15 protein-coding genes are annotated in these 18,894 nt (G+C 45.1%); 6 read left to right on the forward strand and 9 right to left on the reverse strand.

What is annotated here, in order from left to right:
* Positions 1 to 94: 94 nt before the first annotated feature.
* The gene (gene cobO / locus RH89_RS20870) at positions 95 to 700 is read left to right on the forward strand and encodes a cob(I)yrinic acid a,c-diamide adenosyltransferase (protein WP_004406141.1); all 606 of its coding nucleotides are present in this window, start codon (positions 95 to 97) and stop codon (positions 698 to 700) included.
* Between the two features lie 83 nt (positions 701 to 783).
* On the opposite strand, the gene RH89_RS20875 is transcribed toward cobO, so the two are convergent.
* The 4 genes from RH89_RS20875 to apbC all read right to left on the reverse strand — a co-directional run bounded on the left by RH89_RS20875 (position 784) and on the right by apbC (position 6,323).
* A complete protein-coding gene (locus RH89_RS20875; protein ID WP_004406142.1) occupies positions 784 to 1,740 on the reverse strand; it encodes a nucleoside hydrolase in 957 nt (318 codons plus the stop codon).
* Positions 1,741 to 1,946: 206 nt separating this feature from the next.
* On the reverse strand, positions 1,947 to 4,277 hold the full coding sequence (locus tag RH89_RS20880; RefSeq protein WP_004406144.1) for an AsmA family protein: 2,331 nt from the start codon (positions 4,275 to 4,277) through the stop codon (positions 1,947 to 1,949).
* 120 nt (positions 4,278 to 4,397) lie between these two features.
* Positions 4,398 to 5,039 carry a uridine kinase gene (gene udk, locus RH89_RS20885; RefSeq protein ID WP_004406146.1) on the reverse strand — a complete coding sequence of 214 codons (642 nt, stop codon included), beginning with the start codon at positions 5,037 to 5,039 and terminating at the stop codon, positions 4,398 to 4,400.
* Between the two features lie 210 nt (positions 5,040 to 5,249).
* A complete protein-coding gene (apbC, locus tag RH89_RS20890) occupies positions 5,250 to 6,323 on the reverse strand; it encodes an iron-sulfur cluster carrier protein ApbC (protein ID WP_004406147.1) in 1,074 nt (357 codons plus the stop codon).
* Positions 6,324 to 6,483: 160 nt separating this feature from the next.
* Here apbC and metG point away from each other — a divergent pair, with 160 nt between their 5' ends.
* A complete protein-coding gene (gene metG / locus RH89_RS20895) occupies positions 6,484 to 8,559 on the forward strand; it encodes a methionine--tRNA ligase (protein WP_004406149.1) in 2,076 nt (691 codons plus the stop codon).
* Positions 8,560 to 9,190: 631 nt separating this feature from the next.
* On the forward strand, positions 9,191 to 10,072 hold the full coding sequence (locus RH89_RS20905) for a hypothetical protein (protein WP_022613122.1): 882 nt from the start codon (positions 9,191 to 9,193) through the stop codon (positions 10,070 to 10,072).
* Between the two features lie 18 nt (positions 10,073 to 10,090).
* Here RH89_RS20905 and fadR read toward each other — a convergent pair whose 3' ends face one another.
* The gene (gene fadR, locus RH89_RS20910; RefSeq protein ID WP_004406152.1) at positions 10,091 to 10,930 is read right to left on the reverse strand and encodes a fatty acid metabolism transcriptional regulator FadR; all 840 of its coding nucleotides are present in this window, start codon (positions 10,928 to 10,930) and stop codon (positions 10,091 to 10,093) included.
* A gap of 637 nt (positions 10,931 to 11,567) precedes the next feature.
* Between fadR and nhaB the strand changes: the two genes are divergently transcribed.
* Together nhaB and dsbB are read left to right on the forward strand one after the other, a co-directional pair.
* Complete coding sequence (nhaB, locus tag RH89_RS20915) at positions 11,568 to 13,151, forward strand: Na(+)/H(+) antiporter NhaB (RefSeq protein ID WP_004406154.1); 1,584 nt, start codon at positions 11,568 to 11,570, stop codon at positions 13,149 to 13,151.
* Between the two features lie 77 nt (positions 13,152 to 13,228).
* Complete coding sequence (dsbB, locus tag RH89_RS20920; RefSeq protein WP_004406155.1) at positions 13,229 to 13,750, forward strand: disulfide bond formation protein DsbB; 522 nt, start codon at positions 13,229 to 13,231, stop codon at positions 13,748 to 13,750.
* A gap of 75 nt (positions 13,751 to 13,825) precedes the next feature.
* Here the strand turns inward: dsbB and RH89_RS20925 are convergent, their stop codons facing one another.
* Positions 13,826 to 14,419 carry a YecA family protein gene (locus RH89_RS20925; protein ID WP_004406156.1) on the reverse strand — a complete coding sequence of 198 codons (594 nt, stop codon included), beginning with the start codon at positions 14,417 to 14,419 and terminating at the stop codon, positions 13,826 to 13,828.
* Positions 14,420 to 14,554: 135 nt separating this feature from the next.
* Here RH89_RS20925 and dusC point away from each other — a divergent pair, with 135 nt between their 5' ends.
* The gene (gene dusC / locus RH89_RS20930) at positions 14,555 to 15,511 is read left to right on the forward strand and encodes a tRNA dihydrouridine(16) synthase DusC (protein WP_004406158.1); all 957 of its coding nucleotides are present in this window, start codon (positions 14,555 to 14,557) and stop codon (positions 15,509 to 15,511) included.
* 11 nt (positions 15,512 to 15,522) lie between these two features.
* On the opposite strand, the gene RH89_RS20935 is transcribed toward dusC, so the two are convergent.
* The 3 genes from RH89_RS20935 to RH89_RS20945 all read right to left on the reverse strand — a co-directional run bounded on the left by RH89_RS20935 (position 15,523) and on the right by RH89_RS20945 (position 18,862).
* A complete protein-coding gene (locus RH89_RS20935; protein ID WP_004406159.1) occupies positions 15,523 to 16,980 on the reverse strand; it encodes a sensor domain-containing diguanylate cyclase in 1,458 nt (485 codons plus the stop codon).
* 170 nt (positions 16,981 to 17,150) lie between these two features.
* On the reverse strand, positions 17,151 to 17,945 hold the full coding sequence (locus RH89_RS20940) for an ABC transporter ATP-binding protein (RefSeq protein WP_004406162.1): 795 nt from the start codon (positions 17,943 to 17,945) through the stop codon (positions 17,151 to 17,153).
* Positions 17,942 to 18,862 (reverse strand): ABC transporter permease, encoded by a 921-nt coding sequence (locus tag RH89_RS20945; protein ID WP_004406166.1) that lies wholly within the window; start codon positions 18,860 to 18,862, stop codon positions 17,942 to 17,944. Before RH89_RS20945 ends, RH89_RS20940 begins: the two co-directional genes overlap by 4 nt.
* Between the last annotated feature and the right edge of the window lie 32 nt (positions 18,863 to 18,894).

The following is an 18,894-nucleotide window of genomic DNA, read 5'->3' on the forward strand; positions in this document are numbered from 1 at the left end:
CTTTCACCTGTTTTCCTTATGGTTTTTCCACCGACTTTGTTAGGCTATTATACCCAGGTCGCTTCAACCAGAACCAGTAAGAAAGGGATGCTCCATGTCGGCAGAAGAAAGAAAAGATGAAAGATACAAAGCACGTCAACAAAGAGTTAAAGAACAAGTTGATGAGCGCATTGCCGCCGCCCAAGATGTAAAAGGAATATTGCTGGTTATTACCGGAAACGGTAAAGGAAAATCAACATCGGGCTTTGGAACAATTTGCCGAGCAGTCGGACATGGCTTGAACTGCGCAGTGGCTCAGTTTATCAAGGGAACATGGGACAACGGTGAGCGTAACCTGCTTGAAAAGCTTGGAGTAGAGTTCCAGGTAATGGGCACTGGATTCACATGGGAAACGCAGAATCGCCAAAAAGACACCGATGCTGCACAGAAGATTTGGCAGGAATGCAAACGCATGCTGCAAGATGAATCTATCGACGTTGTCTTATTCGACGAAATTACCTACATGGTAAACTACGGCTACATCGAGTTAGAAGAAGTTCTTGAAGCACTCAAGAATCGCCCATTCATGCAATCGGTCGTTATTACTGGTCGTGGCGCACACCGTGAATTGACAGAGCTTGCCGATACAGTTTCTGAAGTCCGTAATGTCAAACACGCTTTTGAAAACGGTGTAAAAGCACTGAAAGGCGTGGACTGGTAATTGCTCACATTCGTCTCTGAATGCTAAATTTCAAAGGGCTGAATGCAAGATTCAGCCCTTTTCTCTTCTTACAAATTCTGCGATTACGAAAATCTCTTACTGTAAGTGATAATGTTGTCTCTGTAGTCATTGAGTAAAGCTTCTGTATTCACTCTGACTGCCACTTTCTGCTGTACTTTTCCTTTCGCTGCGTCTCCTGTCACTAAAGTCGTCATGCCTTGCTTTTCTCCTTCAGTCGTTACTTCAATTGCCCCGACTTCAAATTCAAACAGTTCAGGTTTGACTACACAGGCAATGGCAGAAGGATCGTGAACATGGCAACCGTTGTACCCAATGATCGATGAGTAAAATTTAAGGTAAAAACGACTCACGTCCCAGATAAAATCACCTACAGACCCTGCACTTTCCTTTAAATGTGCAAAGTATGGATCATCAAAAACGCTGGACTCTGTCACATCCAGACCAATCACCGAAATCGGCCAAGGTGCAGAAAACACCTGCCGAGCGGCATGCGGGTCATCATGAACGTTTGCTTCTGCATAAGGAGTGACATTTCCACGACGGTTGTTTAAACCAAACGCGCCCCCCATGATGATTACCTCTTTCACCAAAGAAGTGATGCTTTCGTCTTTCTCCAGCGCTAACGCTAAATTGGTAAGAGGTCCCACTGCCACCAGCGTAATCTCTCCTGGGTGCGCCTTTAGAGTATCAATGATGTACTGGTGGGCAGGCTTGTCGCTTATGCCATTCACTTCAACACCCGATACATCGACATCACCTAATCCGCTCTCTCCGTGTACCGCAGACGATGCTCCAACGGGTTCACGGACTAAAGGATTACCAGTGCCCTGCGCAATATCACAGGTGAGTTGGAATTTGTCCTTAAGATAGACGGCATTGCGTGTGCTGTTTTCGATTGTCGCATTACCAAAAATGGTGGTAATGCCAATAAGGTCAATATCTTCAAGAGCCTCGGCATACAGTAACGCCATGGAATCGTCTATGCCTGGGTCGGTATCTAATATGATTTTTGTTGCCATGTAATACATATCCTTATCTCAATTACATTGGGATAATAAACATTTCATTTCATATTTCTTGTGACTCAATTCACGACATAAAGGATATAAAGACCACCTTAATAAAAAGCGCACTGCCTTGCGAGACAGCGCGCTTTTTGTATCTGCAATAATATATAAAAACTCAGTAACCGTATGCTAGCCTACCGTGCTTAGAGGCTATTTGTTTAGTTAAACAAGCCTTTCAACAACTTATCTGCAATGTCTTTGGTCTGATCTGGATTTACTTTATCACCGAGCAGTTTTTGTAAACCTTTCTCAGCCTCTTTCTTGGCTTTTTGCTTTAATACATCATCAAAGACTAGCTTGTATTTAGGATCGGTCCATTTACCCGAAATCTGAACAGGAATGGTCACGTCTTTCAAGTCATCGATACTTTCGCCACCCTGACCTTTCAAAGAGCCGACAATCGACGTACGGATAACCATATCCACATCTTGTTTGATGTAGTTTGCATTACCCTTACCCGTAATACGAAGCAATGGTGACTGCATATTCAGATTGTCTGTAGTTACAACACCCTTATTTAGTTTAAGTGTGGCTGTCATTGCAGAGAAATCGGTTTTCTCTACCGTATCTGCAGCCGAAACATCCTGTCCTTTAAACCTTGCGTAGTGAGTGCGGATAAGGTGAGGTAAGTTCACCCCATATACTGCACCGTCTGCAAAGTTGATCTTTACTGTACCTTTCAAGTTTTCCTGAAGTGCAGTTGGTTTCAAGCTTTTACCCGTCAGAGCCAAATCGATGTTACCCGTTCCTTCCAGCAGGTCGGTTTCTGCAACATCGACCAACAATGGCTGAACTTTCACACCTTTGATTAAACCATTGACGCTGTATGTCGGTGTTGCTTTTCGAGCATCTAACTTAGCTTTTGTAGAGATACTGCCTTGATACAGGTTTGCGCTAAAACGAGTAAGGTCAAAGACCCCATTTTTCAAAGTAAATTGAGTCGTGACTTTTTGCAGTTTGGCATTGTTGGCTTTGAACTTGTCAATCACCACCTTACCTTTCGCATTCACCAATTTCAGTGCACTTAAGTCAGGCTCGACCTCAGGGGCTTTTGGTGCTTCTCCTGTCGGCGCACTTCCCCCACCAGTACTTTGACTGGTTTCTGCTTCTGCTTTCTGGTTTAGCCCCAAAAATGCATCCAAATCGATATTTGGGCTGTGTAAGTCAAAGCTCACTTGAGGCACTGCGGCAAACACTACTCTGGCTTTCCCGTCCAGTGCAATATCATTGGCTGTCAGCTTATTCAGAACCAGCGACAACGCGCTTTTCTTCACATCAAATGTAAGTCCGGCATCAAGGTTAACTGCCATTGGAGACTGAGGAAGCGCCTCGCCTTTCAGGTTATTCGCGAGTTTAATGCCTGCCACTTTAATTTTGCTGATGGCTTTATCGACCGTTATATTCAGTGAGCCTTTCGAGTCAACAGCCAATCCAGCTAAGTCACCAAGCAACTCGTAAGACAGAGCATTTTGTTTATCAAAAGCAAAAGAGGCAAGGTCAAGACGTAGCTTCTCTACCTTATTTGCAGGGTCGCTGAACGAGGCATCCAATCCGAGTTTGCGGAGTTGGTAATCTTGAAAATCTTCAGAAAGGAAAAACTCTGTTCCGCCTTTCGCCGCGAAGTTCTGTTGTTGATTCTTACCGCTCACGTCAAATTCGATGCTGTTCCACGCACCAAGCACAAAGGCAGGCAGCGACAGTTTTGCCTTTGCATTCAGCCCTAACGATTTGTCATCGACGCTGGCATCAAGCGCAACTTCACGAAGTTCGTATTGCTTAAGGTCTTTAGACAGTTTGAACTCGACCTGCCCTTCTGCTGCGAAGTTTTGCTGATTCTGAGCACCAGTGACATCAAAGGTTAGCTTGCTCCACTGACCGAATTCAAATTCGGTTAGCGATGCATTCGCGTCGCTTAGAGTTAAAAGCGTACCCGCCTGTTTATCCGATACCGTCACTTTCGCATTTGAAATGGTGATACCTGCAACCAGAACTTCCCATTGTTCCAGAGCCGACGGTTGTTCACCCGTTTCAGCAGGCGCTTCTTCAGCTGGGACTTGAGTCGTATCTGTTGTTTCAGCCTGCTCTTTTGCTGAGTTGGCTTTGGTCAGGCTATCCAGATTTGACGTGCCGTCTTTGAGTGTTTCGAGTGACACTTCAGCACCATCGAGCAGGATATTGCCAATTACCAGTTGGTTGCTAAGTAGAGGGGTGACTTCGATAGCAAGCCCTACTTGTTCTACTTTTAATAGGTTGGGGCTGGAGAAGCCTTCTGGGTTTCTCAGTTCTGTTTTACCAACACTGAACCCTAAACTTGGGAAAAATTGCCAGCTAATATCGCCTTCAATTGCGAGAGTCATACCGGTGTTTTTCTGCACCTGCTCGACAATCAAAGGTTTAAACTGGTTGGGATTTACGAATAGAATCAGAGCTAACAAAGCAACGATCACCAGAGCGATGAGCGCGGCAATAGATAGAAGCAACTTCTTCATCATGGATTCCTTGAATCTGCGACTGTAGATATTCCTTCAAACATACAAAAGTGGCGCATAATGCGCCACTTTTTGTTATGGATTTTTGTCGATTTATCAGAACTTTGACAAATCTGGTGCTTAGCTCTTCAGAAGCTTAGCGATGTGCGCCTTAAGTACATCAATCGCAATTCGGTTTTTGCCACCGCGAGGAACAATGATGTCGGCGTATTGCTTAGAAGGCTCAATGAATTGCATGAACATTGGACGAACCGTATCCTGATACTGCTTAAGTACCGATTCCATCGTACGACCACGCTCTTCCACATCACGCTTCACACGGCGCAACAGACAAATATCAAGTGGCGTATCCATAAACACTGTTGCGTGCATTAAGTCACGCAGACGTGGATCGGTAAGAAGCAGGATACCTTCAAGAATGATCACTTTCTTCGGTGTCATTGTAGCTGTGTTGTCAGTGCGGGTGTGTACAGAGTAGCTGTACTCAGGAACTTCAACAGAGTTGCCTTGAACTAACTGCTCTAGGTGCTGACAAAGCAGGTCGTGATCAAGTGCGTTAGGGTGGTCGTAGTTGGTTTTCTCGCGCTCTTCCATGCTCAGCTGGCTTTGATCTTTGTAGTAGCAATCTTCAGTGATCACGCCGATATGGTCGTCTCCGACTTTCGCACGAAGCTCATTGTAGATAGTACTTGCGATTAAGCTCTTTCCAGAAGCAGAAGCGCCAGCAATTCCCACGATGACGCATTGATTATTATTAGACATGTAAAAGCACCTGATACTAATTTGGTAGCTGTGGTTGGGTTAAACCGCCTGATTATAGGGAGATAAAATACTTAATACCAGTATAGTGTGTCGAAATTATCATTAGTAAATGAGTAATCACTCAATATCTGTATGAAAAGCAGGGGATATATACCATTTCCTGCTATTAACCTTGGCTCTTATACTGCGTGATTCAGACGAAATTCTTTGCTACAGCGCCACAAAACTGATCGCGTCAGGTTTGGCTTTTCCTTGCCAGAACATCTTGCTGATTACTGTCTCAGCCAGTTCTCGGTAGATGTGGGTGTGGTCGGAGTTAGGGCGAGCAACTGTGGTGGGTTTCCCGGCATCCAGATCTTCGCGCACCGAAATGTGAAGGGGAATTTGTGCGAGTAGTGCAAGCCCGAAATCCTGTGCCATCTGAACAGCGCCACCCTGACCAAAGATATGCTCTTTCTCGCCACAATGGCTGCAAATGTGATAGCTCATGTTCTCCACAAGCCCAAGCACAGGCACGTTGACCTTTTCGAACATGGCGGCACCTTTTCTGGCATCTGCCAATGCCAGATCTTGAGGTGTGGTGACAATTAAAGCACCTGTTACCGGAATCTGCTGTGATAACGTAAGCTGAATGTCTCCCGTACCCGGTGGCATATCAATCACCAGATAATCTAAATCCGACCATTCCGTTTCGTTCAATAACTGGGATAACGCTTTGGATGCCATTGGTCCACGCCAGATTGCCGCGTCAGCATCTTCAATCAGATAGCCAATGGAATTTGTGTAGAGACCATGTGAAGGTATCGGCTGCATCCATTTGTTGTCTCTGACGTCAGGTTTTTGCCCTTGGGTTCCCAACATAATAGGCACGGAAGGACCATAAATATCCGCATCCAGCATACCCACTTTTGCTCCGGCTTCGCTCAGTGCAAGTGCAAAGTTCACCGCTGTGGTTGATTTGCCCACCCCGCCCTTGGCTGAAGTCACCGCAATGATGTTTTTAACACCTTTCACTTCAGCAGCTACTGTTGTCTGTAGAGCTTTGGTTTTGCTTACGATGTCATATTTAAAATCGGGAACAACCCCGTCAGAAATCTGATTTTTAACCCAGGCTGACAGCCCTTCGTGGAGAGATTGGTTGATAAACGGAAGTTCAATCTTGACTACACCGCTTGCCAAAACAGACACAATACCCGGAGTCTGACTCCAGCCAGAAATCAGCATCGGATGCTGATATTGACCCAGCCACTGACAAAGTGCATCTTTTGATTGAAATTGTTCCATATTACCTCCCGCTATTTGAGCTCATCCTAACACTTCAATCATTGCTAAAGAACCCTGAAAAAACTAGGTAATACACCCAGTCTGTGACTTGGAGTACGCTGCTGCTTAAGGTACTATTAGCGGCTGTCTCATTAATACCTATCTAAAGCGAATAACAAGTATGGCAACCGATCCAAGAAACCTTTCTACAAGGAAAATTCTGGTAACTTGTGCCCTACCGTATGCAAACGGTTCTATTCACCTTGGTCATATGCTTGAGCATATCCAGGCGGATATCTGGGTTCGTTATCAGCGCCTTCGTGGCAACACTGTTAATTTCATCTGTGCGGACGATGCTCACGGCACGCCAATCATGCTTAAAGCACAACAGATGGGTATTACGCCAGAAGAGATGATCGCTGCTGTAAGTGAAGAGCACCAAAAAGATTTCGCTGGATTCGATATCAGTTTTGATAACTACCATAGCACGCACTCGGAAGAGAACCGCGAGCTGGCTTCTCACATCTACCTGCAGCTCAAGAAAAACGGTTTTATCTCCAGTCGCACGATTTCACAACTTTACGATCCAGAGAAGGAAATGTTCCTTCCAGACCGCTTCGTAAAAGGTACGTGTCCTAAGTGTAAGTCCGACGATCAGTACGGCGACAACTGTGATAACTGTGGCGAAACCTACAGCCCGACAGAGCTGATTGAGCCTAAGTCTGCTGTTTCTGGTGCGACGCCAGTAATGAAAGACTCTGAGCACTTCTTCTTTGACCTGCCTCAGTTTGAAAGCATGCTGAAAGAATGGACTCGTTCAGGCTCACTGCAGTCAGAAACGGCCAACAAGATGCAAGAATGGTTCGAGTCTGGTCTTCAGCAATGGGATATCTCCCGTGATGCACCATACTTCGGCTTTGAAATCCCGGGCGAGAAAGACAAATTCTTCTATGTTTGGCTGGACGCACCTGTTGGCTACATGGCTTCATTCAAGAATCTGTGTAACAAACGCGACGATCTAGATTTCGACGAGTACTGGAAAAAAGACAGCGAAGCCGAGCTATACCACTTCATCGGTAAAGACATCGTCTACTTCCACTCTCTGTTCTGGCCGGCAATGCTGGACGGCAGCGGTTTCCGTAAGCCAAACAACGTATTTGTTCACGGCTATGTAACGGTAAACGGCGCGAAGATGTCTAAATCGAAAGGTACTTTCATTAAGGCAGCGACCTACCTGAATCATCTGGATCCTGAGTGCCTGCGTTATTACTACGCTGCGAAACTCAACAGCCGTATTGACGACCTGGATCTTAACCTTGAAGACTTCACTCAGCGTGTAAACGCCGATGTAGTAAACAAGATTGTTAACCTTGCTTCTCGTAACGCAGGTTTCATCACTAAGCGTTTTGAAGGCAAACTGTCTGAAAACTTTGCTGAGCCTGAACTGTACAACGAATTCGTTGCAGCAGCTGACCGCATCGCAGAGCTATACGAATCTCGTGAGTTTGGTCGTGCTATTCGTGAAATTACAGCTCTGGCAGACAAAGCAAACCAGTATGTCGATGAAAAAGCACCTTGGGTAGTAGCGAAGGAAGAAGGGAAAGATCAAGAACTGCAGGACATCTGTTCTGTTGGGATCAACCTATTCCGTGTTCTGATGACTTACCTGAAACCAGTGATGCCTGCTCTGGCGGCTCGTACTGAAGCGTTCCTCAACGAAACACTGACTTGGGAAGGCATTGAAGCGCCACTGACTGGTCACGAAATCACTAAGTTCAAAGCTCTGTTTAACCGTATCGATCCTAAGAAGATTGAAGCTATGGTTGAAGCATCAAAAGAAGATGCAGCAGCAGAGATGGCAGCAAAAGAGAAAGCTGAAGCAGAGAAGAACAAAGCAAGCCAGACAGAACTTGATAAAGATCCAATTGCAGACGAAATTGAATTCGACGCCTTTGCAGCTGTCGACATGCGTATTGCTCGTATCATCTCCTGTGAAGAAGTACCTAAAGCAAACAAGCTGCTTAAATTCCAATTGGACATCGGCGGTGAAACAAGACAGGTCTTTTCTGGCATTAAGTCAGCTTACAAGCCAGAGGAACTAGAAGGTAAACTAACTGTAATGGTAGCGAACCTTAAGCCTCGTAAGATGAAATTTGGCATGTCTGAGGGCATGATTCTAGCAGCAGGTCCAGGCGGAAGTGATTTGTGGTTGCTTGAGCCACATGAAGGCGCTCAGCCAGGCATGCGTGTGATGTAATCACCCTTTGCAAATACTAAAAACCGCCAGCTTTGCTGGCGGTTTTTTTATGCAGAGAAAGCCGATTGCCGTTGCTTTCATTATTCAATCTCGGTCCGAAAACCAGCAGATTTACATTTTTGATAAGTGTAGAAGCCCCCAAAAATAGGGAGCAATAAACTAAGAAAAACCAGTTTATATCTGCTCTTTAGGTCGTTAGTCCTAATAGCAATTATGATTGGTCCGACCCAAGCAACCATAACAGCAGCTATATATGTAATAAGCGAAAAAAATAAAAGAACTTTTATGATTCTACCTTCCGGTAATTCATTTGGAAGAACAAAAGAAAGACATAAAAATACGGCTAGTACGAAGTAAGAGAACTTCACTGATGCGTATAAAATTTTAAGAAACAAGTTATGCTCCAGTTCTTGGCCAAATCGTGCCACTAATAATAATCATATTAACCAAATTTCAAAATCCTCTGTAACTACAAATGAATTTCATACCTTAAGATACATTTTTGGTGCAACTGCACCAACCTATCGCATCATTACCATAGCCAACCTGGCTAACCTACTGATTCTAAATTATTAAAATACTGGCACTGACTATGCACACTATTGAATTGAGAGATACATAGGAGGTGTATATGTTCGTGCTCATCAGCTTAACCACTATATTGATCTGCATACTGCTCTTGTTTATGCATAGCCAGACACGCGCCGTGAATGACCAGCGTCATCTTGATAACCTCCACCTGCTCAGGCAACTCATAGAACTGTGCAGAACGCATCGAACGCTTACACATCAGGTATTGGTAGAGGGCAACCATGCATCACATTCAACGCTCAAAGCTCTGTTCAAACTGAAGGAGCAAATTAAAGCCATCTCGGCTCAGGCTAGAAAAATCAGCACCACATCAGATAAAGCTAAGTATCGTGTTCTGCAGATTAACCTGACGCTCTTATGCAAAGAGTGGCGAACGCATTCAATCAACCGCAACCAAATTTCTCACGGAAAGGTTATTCGCCATTGTTTGTATTTGATGGATGAGCAGATAGTAACCTGGATGATCGAAGCATACAGAGAGGATCTGACCGAACAATACCATCAGGACTGGCAGTTAATCTGCGAAGCCATGGAGTGTTTAACTCAATTAAGGATGTGCATTCAGGATACAGAAACAGAGACCGGTAGAAAACGCTACCTTCACTATGGTCACCTGATACTTCGACGGTTAAATCAGATAAGCGTCAATTGCTCGGTTCCCATTTCTTCAGACGTTTTGTTCAGTCTGAATGATGTGCTAAACCGACTTTCAAATGAATCCTATAAGGAAAACCCGATGGATATTGCTGCTTTGTACAAGCTAACGAATGGTATCTCTGCATTTCTGTTTGGTTCTTACGACAAAATCATCAGTGCCATTTGCGAAGAGCTTTATGAGCCGTTACCTGAAATTTTGGAGTATATGCCAACTGATAAAACCAGAAATTATGAAATAAAAAAACCCGCCAATAGCGGGTTTTAAAATGGTTTCTGTGCTGAATCAGCTGTCGTCTTCGGTAAAGCTTGTTGGAAGAGAAACTTTCATCTTGTTCCAGATTTGCGCACTTTCCAGACCATAGTGGCGGATAACTAGCGGAAGCTGATCACGAGAACCCGATTCGCACACTTCACCAAGCTGTTTATAGAAGCTCAGAGCCAATGCTCGTGCTTCTGGGCTGGAGAAGTAGTAGCTGCCTACTCGATCGTAAAGCTTTTTCAGACCGTTGAAGATCAATCCATAAATTTGGTTACCAGAATGGAAAGCCAAACGCTGGAATAACATGTAGTCATAGAAGTTGAAGGTTTTTGCAACCAGAATTGCCTGGCGCTTCTCTTCATCCTTCTCGTTTTCGTCTTTTACGTTCGCCCGGATTTTTTCTGCATACGGAGACGCTTCAACAAATGTATCCCAGTTATCTGCGGCAAGAAGCTGCTCACAAGAATCAATCACACCTTGAATGGTCTTAAGGGAGTTGTCTTTGTTTGCTTTGAATGCGTAACGCATAAAGATAGGGCTGATATTGGTGCGTGCTGCCAGCAGGTCTTCCACTATGCTGGTCGCGTTATCCGCATCAAGCGTCATTAAGGTATCCAGAATGTGTAAACCCGATGTTTCCATAAACTGGTTAACTTTGGTGGGTTTGCCGTGCTGTATCGTCAGCCAGCCGTCACGTGCAAGGCGCTGAAGCACTTCTCGTAACGTAGTTCGTGTCACACCAATCAGTTCCGATAGCTCGCGCTCTGCAGGAAGGATAGAACCAGGAGGAAAACGCCCCTTCCAAATACTTTCGATAATGTACTTCTCAGCAAAACCTGCTGGGCTTTTTGCCTTTATAACCATGAATTCGGGTTTCCGGTACTTTTATAACGTAAAATTGCACTCATCATACCACTACTTGCTCAATTCAGAAAACTGACATGCACTTTCCTGACTTAATTGTGAGATCTGCCGTTAGAATTTTTTATTCTGAAATAGATTAGACCCCTCATTGTGAGTCAACTCCCATTTTTCAACAATTTTAACAATCAGCTAACGAAATAAATTTGTCATCTCATGCATTTTTACGACTTAATTTTGACCGGAAAATTAGGCTAATTTCGGCAAAAACACCTGCATATTCATAAAAAACAGCAATAATTTGTTGAGTTGTACAGGCAAGATCAAAAGTGTAAGTAAAAGTAAAATTTCGTGGTATTCTATGCCACGCTGACCTCGAATCTCAATAAAAAGGCCTGCCATTATTACGTTTTTAAACATTTTTAGGTTGACTAAATATTAGGTAGGAGTAGAGTTGCGGGCGAAAGTAAAGGAGTGCTTGTCTTTCTCAAGGAGTGACTTGGCAAGGCTACAGAGATTCTCATCGAAGTTGTTTTTCTAAGTCGCTGTTTAAGATGTAATTTTTATGAAATTTAACATTTCATAATCAGGGATCGAGACACACTCTCAGTGTCGAATTTACTATAAAAAGAGTCTTATCATGCCGATGTCACTCGGAAATGCGTTTATTAAGAATTTTCTAGGCAAAGCCCCAGATTGGTACAAACTTGCCATTATTGCCTTTCTTATTATTAACCCGATTGTCTTCTATTTTGTTGACCCGTTCATTGCAGGTTGGATGCTCATCATTGAGTTCATCTTTACTTTGGCAATGGCGCTAAAATGTTACCCACTTCAGCCCGGTGGTTTGTTAGCGATTCAGGCGGTCGCGATCGGGATGACGAGCCCAAATCAGGTTTACCATGAAATCGAAGCCAACCTGCCAGTGCTTCTTCTATTAGTATTTATGGTTGCTGGTATCTACTTCATGAAAGAGCTGCTGCTGTTTATCTTTACCAAGATACTTCTTGGCGTTCGCTCTAAAATGATGCTTTCAGTAGCTTTCTGTTTTGTGGCGGCTTTCTTATCTGCTTTCCTTGATGCACTAACCGTAATTGCCGTTGTAATTTCGGTCGCTGTTGGTTTCTATTCGATTTATCACAAAGTCGCCTCAGGAAAAGGCTCACAAGCAAGCCACGACCATACGAGCGATGACCACTTGTGTGAAGTAACTCGTGATGACCTTGAAAACTACCGTGCATTCCTACGTTCACTGCTGATGCATGCCGGTGTTGGTACTGCACTAGGTGGTGTAATGACCATGGTAGGTGAACCACAAAACCTAATTATTGCGGATCAGGCGAGCTGGAACTTCGGTGAGTTTATGGTTCGTATGCTTCCTGTAACTTTACCTGTGTTTTTCTGTGGTCTGATTACCTGTGCTCTGGTTGAGAAGCTTAAGATTTGTGGTTACGGCACCGACCTGCCAGCAAGCGTGCGCAAAATCCTTGTAGATTTTGATAACGAGCAACGTAAGCGTCGCAATAAACAAGATGTGGCTAAGCTCATCATTCAAGGTTTAATTGCTGTTTGGTTGATCATCGGTTTGATGTTCCACCTGGCAGAAGTAGGCTTGATTGGTTTGAGCGTTATCATCCTTGCCACTGCGTTCACTGGTGTTATTGAAGAGCATTCTCTGGGTAAAGCGTTTGAAGAAGCCCTGCCGTTTACTGCTCTACTTGCTGTTTTCTTCGCAGTTGTTGCGGTCATCATCGATCAGGAACTGTTTAAACCAGTTATCGATGCTGTACTTGCGCTGGAAGGTGGTCAGCAAATGATCATGTTCTACATCGCGAATGGCTTGCTATCCATGGTATCGGATAACGTATTCGTGGGTACGGTGTACATCAACGAAGTGAAATCTGCGCTGGTAGATGGTGTGATTACCCGTGACCAGTTCGACTTGCTAGCGGTTGCAATCAACACAGGTACTAACCTGCCTTCTGTTGCAACACCAAACGGTCAGGCTGCCTTCCTGTTCCTGCTGACTTCTGCACTGGCACCACTGATTCGTCTGTCATACGGACGCATGGTTATTATGGCATTGCCATACACTGTTGTACTGGCAATCGTAGGTCTGTTTGGTATCGCATTCCTGCTGGAACCAATGACAGCAAGTTTCTACGAGATGGGGTGGATATCGCATCACACAGCGGAAGCGGTAAGTTCATCACACGGTCACTAATTTTTTTATTGAATAGAGAACTTATTCAGGATAAAAAGCTCTGAGTTATCAGAGCTTTTTTTATAAGGATTCTTCACTTGAACGCTTTATATGCCATTAAACAGTTTTCTGAAAGCCGTTTGTCCTGGCTCATCTTACTGATTTCCATCGTTGCGCTTGAAGCAACTGCCTTGTACTTCCAACATGTCATGATGTTGGCGCCTTGTGTAATGTGTATCTATGAACGTGTCGCCATGATGGGTGTGGGCTTTGCAGCCATATTGGGGATGCTGAATCCGAAAAATGCCATCATACGCTGGCTGGGGTTTGCAGGCTGGGGCGCAAGCGCATACAAAGGCTTGATGCTTTCTTTACAGCACGTCGACTATCAATTCAATCCATCACCTTTCGCGACATGCGATATCTTTGTTACCTTCCCAGAATGGGCACCTCTGCATGAATGGATGCCTTCCGTATTCAATGCATACGGTGACTGTAGCAAAGTGGTCTGGCAGTTCCTGACGCTTTCTATGCCTCAATGGCTGGTGGTGATCTTTGCAGGCATGCTTGTCGCTCTGGGTGTGGTTATCATTTCTCAGTTTGCAAAGAAACCTGAGTGATACATCTAGAGTTACGTATCTTAGATAACAAAAAGACTCCGAAAGGAGCTTTTTTGTTAATTTGGATAAAGCTATTTATTTACCACAACACTGCTTAAACTTTTTACCACTTTCACATGGGCACTGGTCGTTTCTGCCAATGTCTTTGTATGGATTTACGTTCTGCGATTTTGAACCAATCATCATTTCATCGGCCGCCATTGCCACTTCAGAAATCATAATGTCTAGCTGGGGTAATAAGTCTCCCAATCGAGGGGGGTGTTCAATACCTGCCGCTTTCATCTGCTCGTGGGTTTGTGCTTCATCGATCCCAAGCATAAAAGTGGTTAGCAGAGCCTGAAGCATTCTAAGCGTGCCATCAGACGGGTTTGCTTCATGCCACTGCTCCTCAACCACTGGCCATACGGACATGAATCCTTCAGAAAAGTCTGCGAAGCCCTCTTCATCCATTGTCAGATTTAACGCTTCATACGCTGAGGATTTAAGCGCGGCATATTGCTTATGAATCTGTTCCGTTATTGTGGGTTCAAGTTCCAATGCATTCAGACCAGACAACCAGGTTTTAGGGTCTAAAGGCTGAGTGGCAAAATTCGCAGCCAGCACGGCGCCCTCGTAGAAAAGCGGTGTTTCGCCTTCGAAACTCTCGGGTAAGGTCATCAATTGGTACATGTTTAGCGTCTTCATTGTGCATTGGGGGCTGGATTATACCCAAGCCAAGATGCCCGCACCACTTTTGCATCACCAAAAGTTCTCGCGTACAATCGCGCATCCCTCGGGTCTCTGACCTAATGCAAGGTAACCAATATGCGTGTAATACTCGGACCAATGGAAGGCGTATTAGATCATCTAATGCGTGAAATACTGACCAACATTAACGACTACGATCTGTGTGTCACAGAGTTCGTGCGTGTGGTTGATCAAGTGTTGCCCGACCATGTCTTTACACGCATCTGCCCGGAAATACTCACTGGAAGCAAAACCAAAGCTGGCACTCCTGTTCGTACTCAGTTACTCGGTCAGGAACCAAACTGGATGGCTGAAAATGCCGTTAAGGCAGTTACGCTAGGCTCTGATGGCATTGATCTTAACTTTGGCTGCCCAGCCAAAATGGTCAACAAAAGTAAGGGCGGTGCTGCCTTGCTTCAGCACCCAGAGCTCATCTATCAGGTTGTTAAAGCCTGCCGAGACGCAGTAGACCCTTCTGTTCCCGTAACAGCAAAAATCCGCCTAGGCTGGGAAGATCCGAATGACTGCTTTGAGATTGCCGATGCGATTGAGCAAGCAGGTGCAAACGAACTCACCGTTCATGCTCGCACCAAAGCAGGTGGATACAAGGCAGAAGAAATTAAGTGGGAATACCTAACCAAGCTGAAGCAAAAAGTGGGGATTCCGATGATCGCCAATGGCGAAATTTGGAACTATGAGGATGGTCAGCGCTGCATTGACATGACCGGAATTGATTCGCTCATGGTCTGCCGCGGAGCGTTCAACGTGCCTAACTTAGGTAATGTAGTCAAACATAACCATTCTGCGATGCCATGGCATGAAGTGGTCGATTTGCTCTTGAAGTATTCTGAATACGAAATCAAAGGCGACAAAGGCTTGTACTACCCCAACCGCGTTAAACAGTGGTTCTCTTACCTTAGGCAAGAATACCCAGAAGCCGCAGCGTTATTCAGAGACATTCGCACTTTTAACAAAGCGGCTCCAATCGTCGAGCATATCTCTCGTTACAGAGACAGTCTGCTGGAAGCGGTATAACCCCCGCTTCCTTAAAAGGTGACCTGATTCTTGCCAGACTCTTTAGCATGGTAGAGTTTTTTGTCGGCTGACTTCACCAGCTCTTTTAACCCTTTGTGGTCATGATGATCTTCCACACACACGCCACCCGATAGCGTAAACCCTTCTGCCAGTATATTGGTGGATTCTCTCGCGACTTGATTGTGTATCCGATGCGCAATTTCGACAATCAACTGTGGGCTGTTGGCACGTATGTACACAACAAACTCTTCCCCTCCAAAGCGTGAAACCACATCCATTTCACGTAACACACTCCGCATTTGGTCAGCCACAAAGCAAATCACCTGATCGCCCATCTCGTGACCATAGGTGTCGTTGATCTTCTTGAAATTATCGATATCAAACACTGCGATCCCTTCAAACTGAAATCGACACGGCTTCTTAAATTCAATCTCTAATCCGCGTCGATTGAGCAGACCCGTCATTGGATCTCTCTCCGCGAGGTTTTGGAAGTATCGCCTTTCAAAATTGAGGTTAAGGTAAAACAGGCTGATAACCGTGAGTATGTATATGATCGCAATAATAAAGACGGCGTTACGTTCTTCATTAAGCAATGAGATCAGTTCATCCATCAAGTCAGACTGATAAAAAAGAACGTGCTCAAATGCCACCCCCTGAATGGATAGTGGGTAAACGTATTTGCGGTTTTGGTAATCAGCGAGATTTTCGTGTTGTACCAACATCAAACGCTGGCTGGCAGACGTATTGGATGTCAGCAGCAGATTGGTATTTATTTCAAGAGAGACGACACCTTTAAAATCCTCTCCATGGCTAACAGGTAAAGACAAGGTCAGCACTCTGTCCAGATCGTTCGGGCTTTCTATTGGTCCGGTCACCGTAATGGAATCAGAGTTTTGGCTTGTCAGATACCAGAACGGAAGAGATTTAAAGTGCTCTATTGAAGAACGTTCAATATTGTTCGCAAGATTATCTGGAGATGAGATAACCAGCCCCTCTTCCGCCACATAGTGAACGCCAAGTATGTGCTCATCCAGATCATGCAAAAAGGACAGCATAGGGGCGAGGTCCATCATTTCAACGGCATGAAGATTCAGCGCAGAACCTCGAACGCACATGCTGTCATCGCCGGAAATCATATAGCTGATGTCTACAGCTGGAATGTTCAGATTTTTGTCTTCAGCAAGTATTAGAGCTTCGATCGGCCAAATCCGACACACTCCGTTTTGCACCTGAGAATTGTGCTGAAAATGCGGAAAGTTCTCGTTCTGATAATGAGTAGAAAGTGTGTAATCAAGAGAGGTCAGTATCTTAACGGAACGGTGGATGGCGTGTTCAACACGCTGATATTCGTGAGCTACCCGCTTTTCGGTTCGCTCGAAGTAATTCATTGCTACCATCAGCAACATGCCAATGGCAAATATGGCAGGGACAAGAAATACGTATCTTAAACTCATGTGTTGGGAAGACATTATATGAACCCCAAACACAACAACAGCGCCTTAAAACACATTCAGAGAGACACTCCATCTCAAAACGAAAGCGCAATATTAACAGTATCTTAATCAAAGAAAAAACCCTCTTTATGATAAAGAGGGTTTATAAAGTGTGTTGCCTTGCCGAGCTGATTTTTATAAAAATTCTAGTTCAAGAGCAAACTATCATCCGCCAGCTCTTCACCTCGAACTTTAGAGAACATTTCAAGCAGGTCTGGCACCGACATATTTGCCCTTTCTTCACCAGCGACATCCAGCACAACTTCTCCCTGATGTAGCATCACAGTGCGATCTCCGCAAGCAAGTGCGTCTTTCATGGAGTGAGTTACCATCATGACCGTTAAGTTGAACTCTTTCACGATGCGCTTGGTTAAGTCGATGATAAACGCCGCCATTCTCGGGTCGAGTGCCGCTGTGTGTTCATCAAGAAGCAAAAGCTTACTGTCTGACAACGTCGCCATCACAAGGCTTACCGCCTGGCGCTGTCCACCTGAAAGCAAGCCAATGTTGTCCCCTAACCTGTCTTCTAAACCAAGACCCAGAATGCTGATTCGCTCCTGAAACAGTTTTCTTCGCTTGGAAGATAGCGAAAGCTTCCAGCCACGGCGCTTGCCACGCATGTACGCCAGCGCCATGTTTTCTTCAATGGTCAAATCGCCACAGGTTCCGGCGAGTGGATCCTGAAATACACGAGCACATTGGTTTGCACGTTGATCAACCGTTTGTCTTGTTACGTCTACGTTATCGATAACAACACTGCCACCCGCCATTGGGGTTTCGCCCGTTACTGCTCCAAGTAGCGTGGATTTACCCGCCCCGTTTGAACCAATCACAGTGAGAAATTCATGTTCTGGAACCGTCAGAGAAACACCGCGTAGTGCACGGTTTTCTAGAATAGTGCCTGCATTGAAAGTAACTTGAATATTGTCGAGCTGGATCATGCTACCTCCTTAGATTCAGACTTCGCAGGCTTACCGCCCTTTTTTGCGTTTAGGTTTCCTTTTAGTTTTGGTGCGATCAGTGCAAGTGCCACCAATACCGCTGTCACTAAGTTCAGATCAGACGCCTGCAAACCAAACATTCCTGTACTCAGTGCAAACGCGACCGCTAATCGATAGAGAACCGAACCCACGATAACAGCCACTACAGCAACCCAAATCTTTCTACCTGGAATCAGGGTTTGCCCCAGAATAACTGCTGCAAGCCCTACCACGATAGTACCGACACCGGAGGTCACATCCGCAAAGCTGTTCGTCTGGGCAAACAAAGCACCAGAAAAACCGACAAATCCGTTAGACAGAGCTAAACCAAAGTAGGTATAGAAAGCGGTACTCGCTCCCTGAGATGCGACCATGCGAGCATTCACACCTGTAGCGCGAAGCCCAAGTCCAAAATCACTGTTAAGAAGTCGAACGACAAAGATGGCAGAAAGCACAACAAGTACGCCGACCACAATTGGTCTTACGTACATCGAATCACCCAACGCTTCGAACGGCGTTAAGATGGTATCTTCGCCGATCAGAGCCATATTAGGGCGACCCATAATTCGAATATTGATTGAGAAAGCCGCGATCATGGTTAAGATCGAAGCCAATAGATGCAAGATCCCACACTTTACAGCTAAAAAAGCCGTAACCCAGCCAGTTATTGCGCCTGCAATGATTGCCATTCCTGTAGCAATCCAAGGGTCGATACCTGCCACAATCGCTGTTGCAGCCACCGCGGCTCCCATGGGAAAACTCCCATCAACACTTAAGTCGGGAAAATCGAGGACCCTAAAGGTTAAGTAAACGCCCAGTGCGACCAATCCATAAATGAGCCCAATTTCGAGGGCTCCAAAAAATGCAAAAGCAGACATAACGACTCCCTTTCTGCTTGATATAAAAAACC

Origin of the sequence: Vibrio nigripulchritudo ATCC 27043 (assembly GCF_000222685.1) — a bacterium.
Taxonomy (GTDB): domain Bacteria; phylum Pseudomonadota; class Gammaproteobacteria; order Enterobacterales; family Vibrionaceae; genus Vibrio; species Vibrio nigripulchritudo.

Coding starts and splice junctions, on each gene's coding strand:
- cobO (WP_004406141.1), top strand. CDS start 95: ATGTCGGCAGAAGAAAGAAAAGATGAAAGATACAAAGCACGTCAACAA.
- RH89_RS20875 (WP_004406142.1), bottom strand. CDS start 1,740: ATGGCAACAAAAATCATATTAGATACCGACCCAGGCATAGACGATTCC.
- RH89_RS20880 (WP_004406144.1), bottom strand. CDS start 4,277: ATGAAGAAGTTGCTTCTATCTATTGCCGCGCTCATCGCTCTGGTGATC.
- udk (WP_004406146.1), bottom strand. CDS start 5,039: ATGTCTAATAATAATCAATGCGTCATCGTGGGAATTGCTGGCGCTTCT.
- apbC (WP_004406147.1), bottom strand. CDS start 6,323: ATGGAACAATTTCAATCAAAAGATGCACTTTGTCAGTGGCTGGGTCAA.
- metG (WP_004406149.1), top strand. CDS start 6,484: ATGGCAACCGATCCAAGAAACCTTTCTACAAGGAAAATTCTGGTAACT.
- RH89_RS20905 (WP_022613122.1), top strand. CDS start 9,191: ATGTTCGTGCTCATCAGCTTAACCACTATATTGATCTGCATACTGCTC.
- fadR (WP_004406152.1), bottom strand. CDS start 10,930: ATGGTTATAAAGGCAAAAAGCCCAGCAGGTTTTGCTGAGAAGTACATT.
- nhaB (WP_004406154.1), top strand. CDS start 11,568: ATGCCGATGTCACTCGGAAATGCGTTTATTAAGAATTTTCTAGGCAAA.
- RH89_RS20925 (WP_004406156.1), bottom strand. CDS start 14,419: ATGTACCAATTGATGACCTTACCCGAGAGTTTCGAAGGCGAAACACCG.
- dusC (WP_004406158.1), top strand. CDS start 14,555: ATGCGTGTAATACTCGGACCAATGGAAGGCGTATTAGATCATCTAATG.
- RH89_RS20935 (WP_004406159.1), bottom strand. CDS start 16,980: ATGTCTTCCCAACACATGAGTTTAAGATACGTATTTCTTGTCCCTGCC.
- RH89_RS20940 (WP_004406162.1), bottom strand. CDS start 17,945: ATGATCCAGCTCGACAATATTCAAGTTACTTTCAATGCAGGCACTATT.
- RH89_RS20945 (WP_004406166.1), bottom strand. CDS start 18,862: ATGTCTGCTTTTGCATTTTTTGGAGCCCTCGAAATTGGGCTCATTTAT.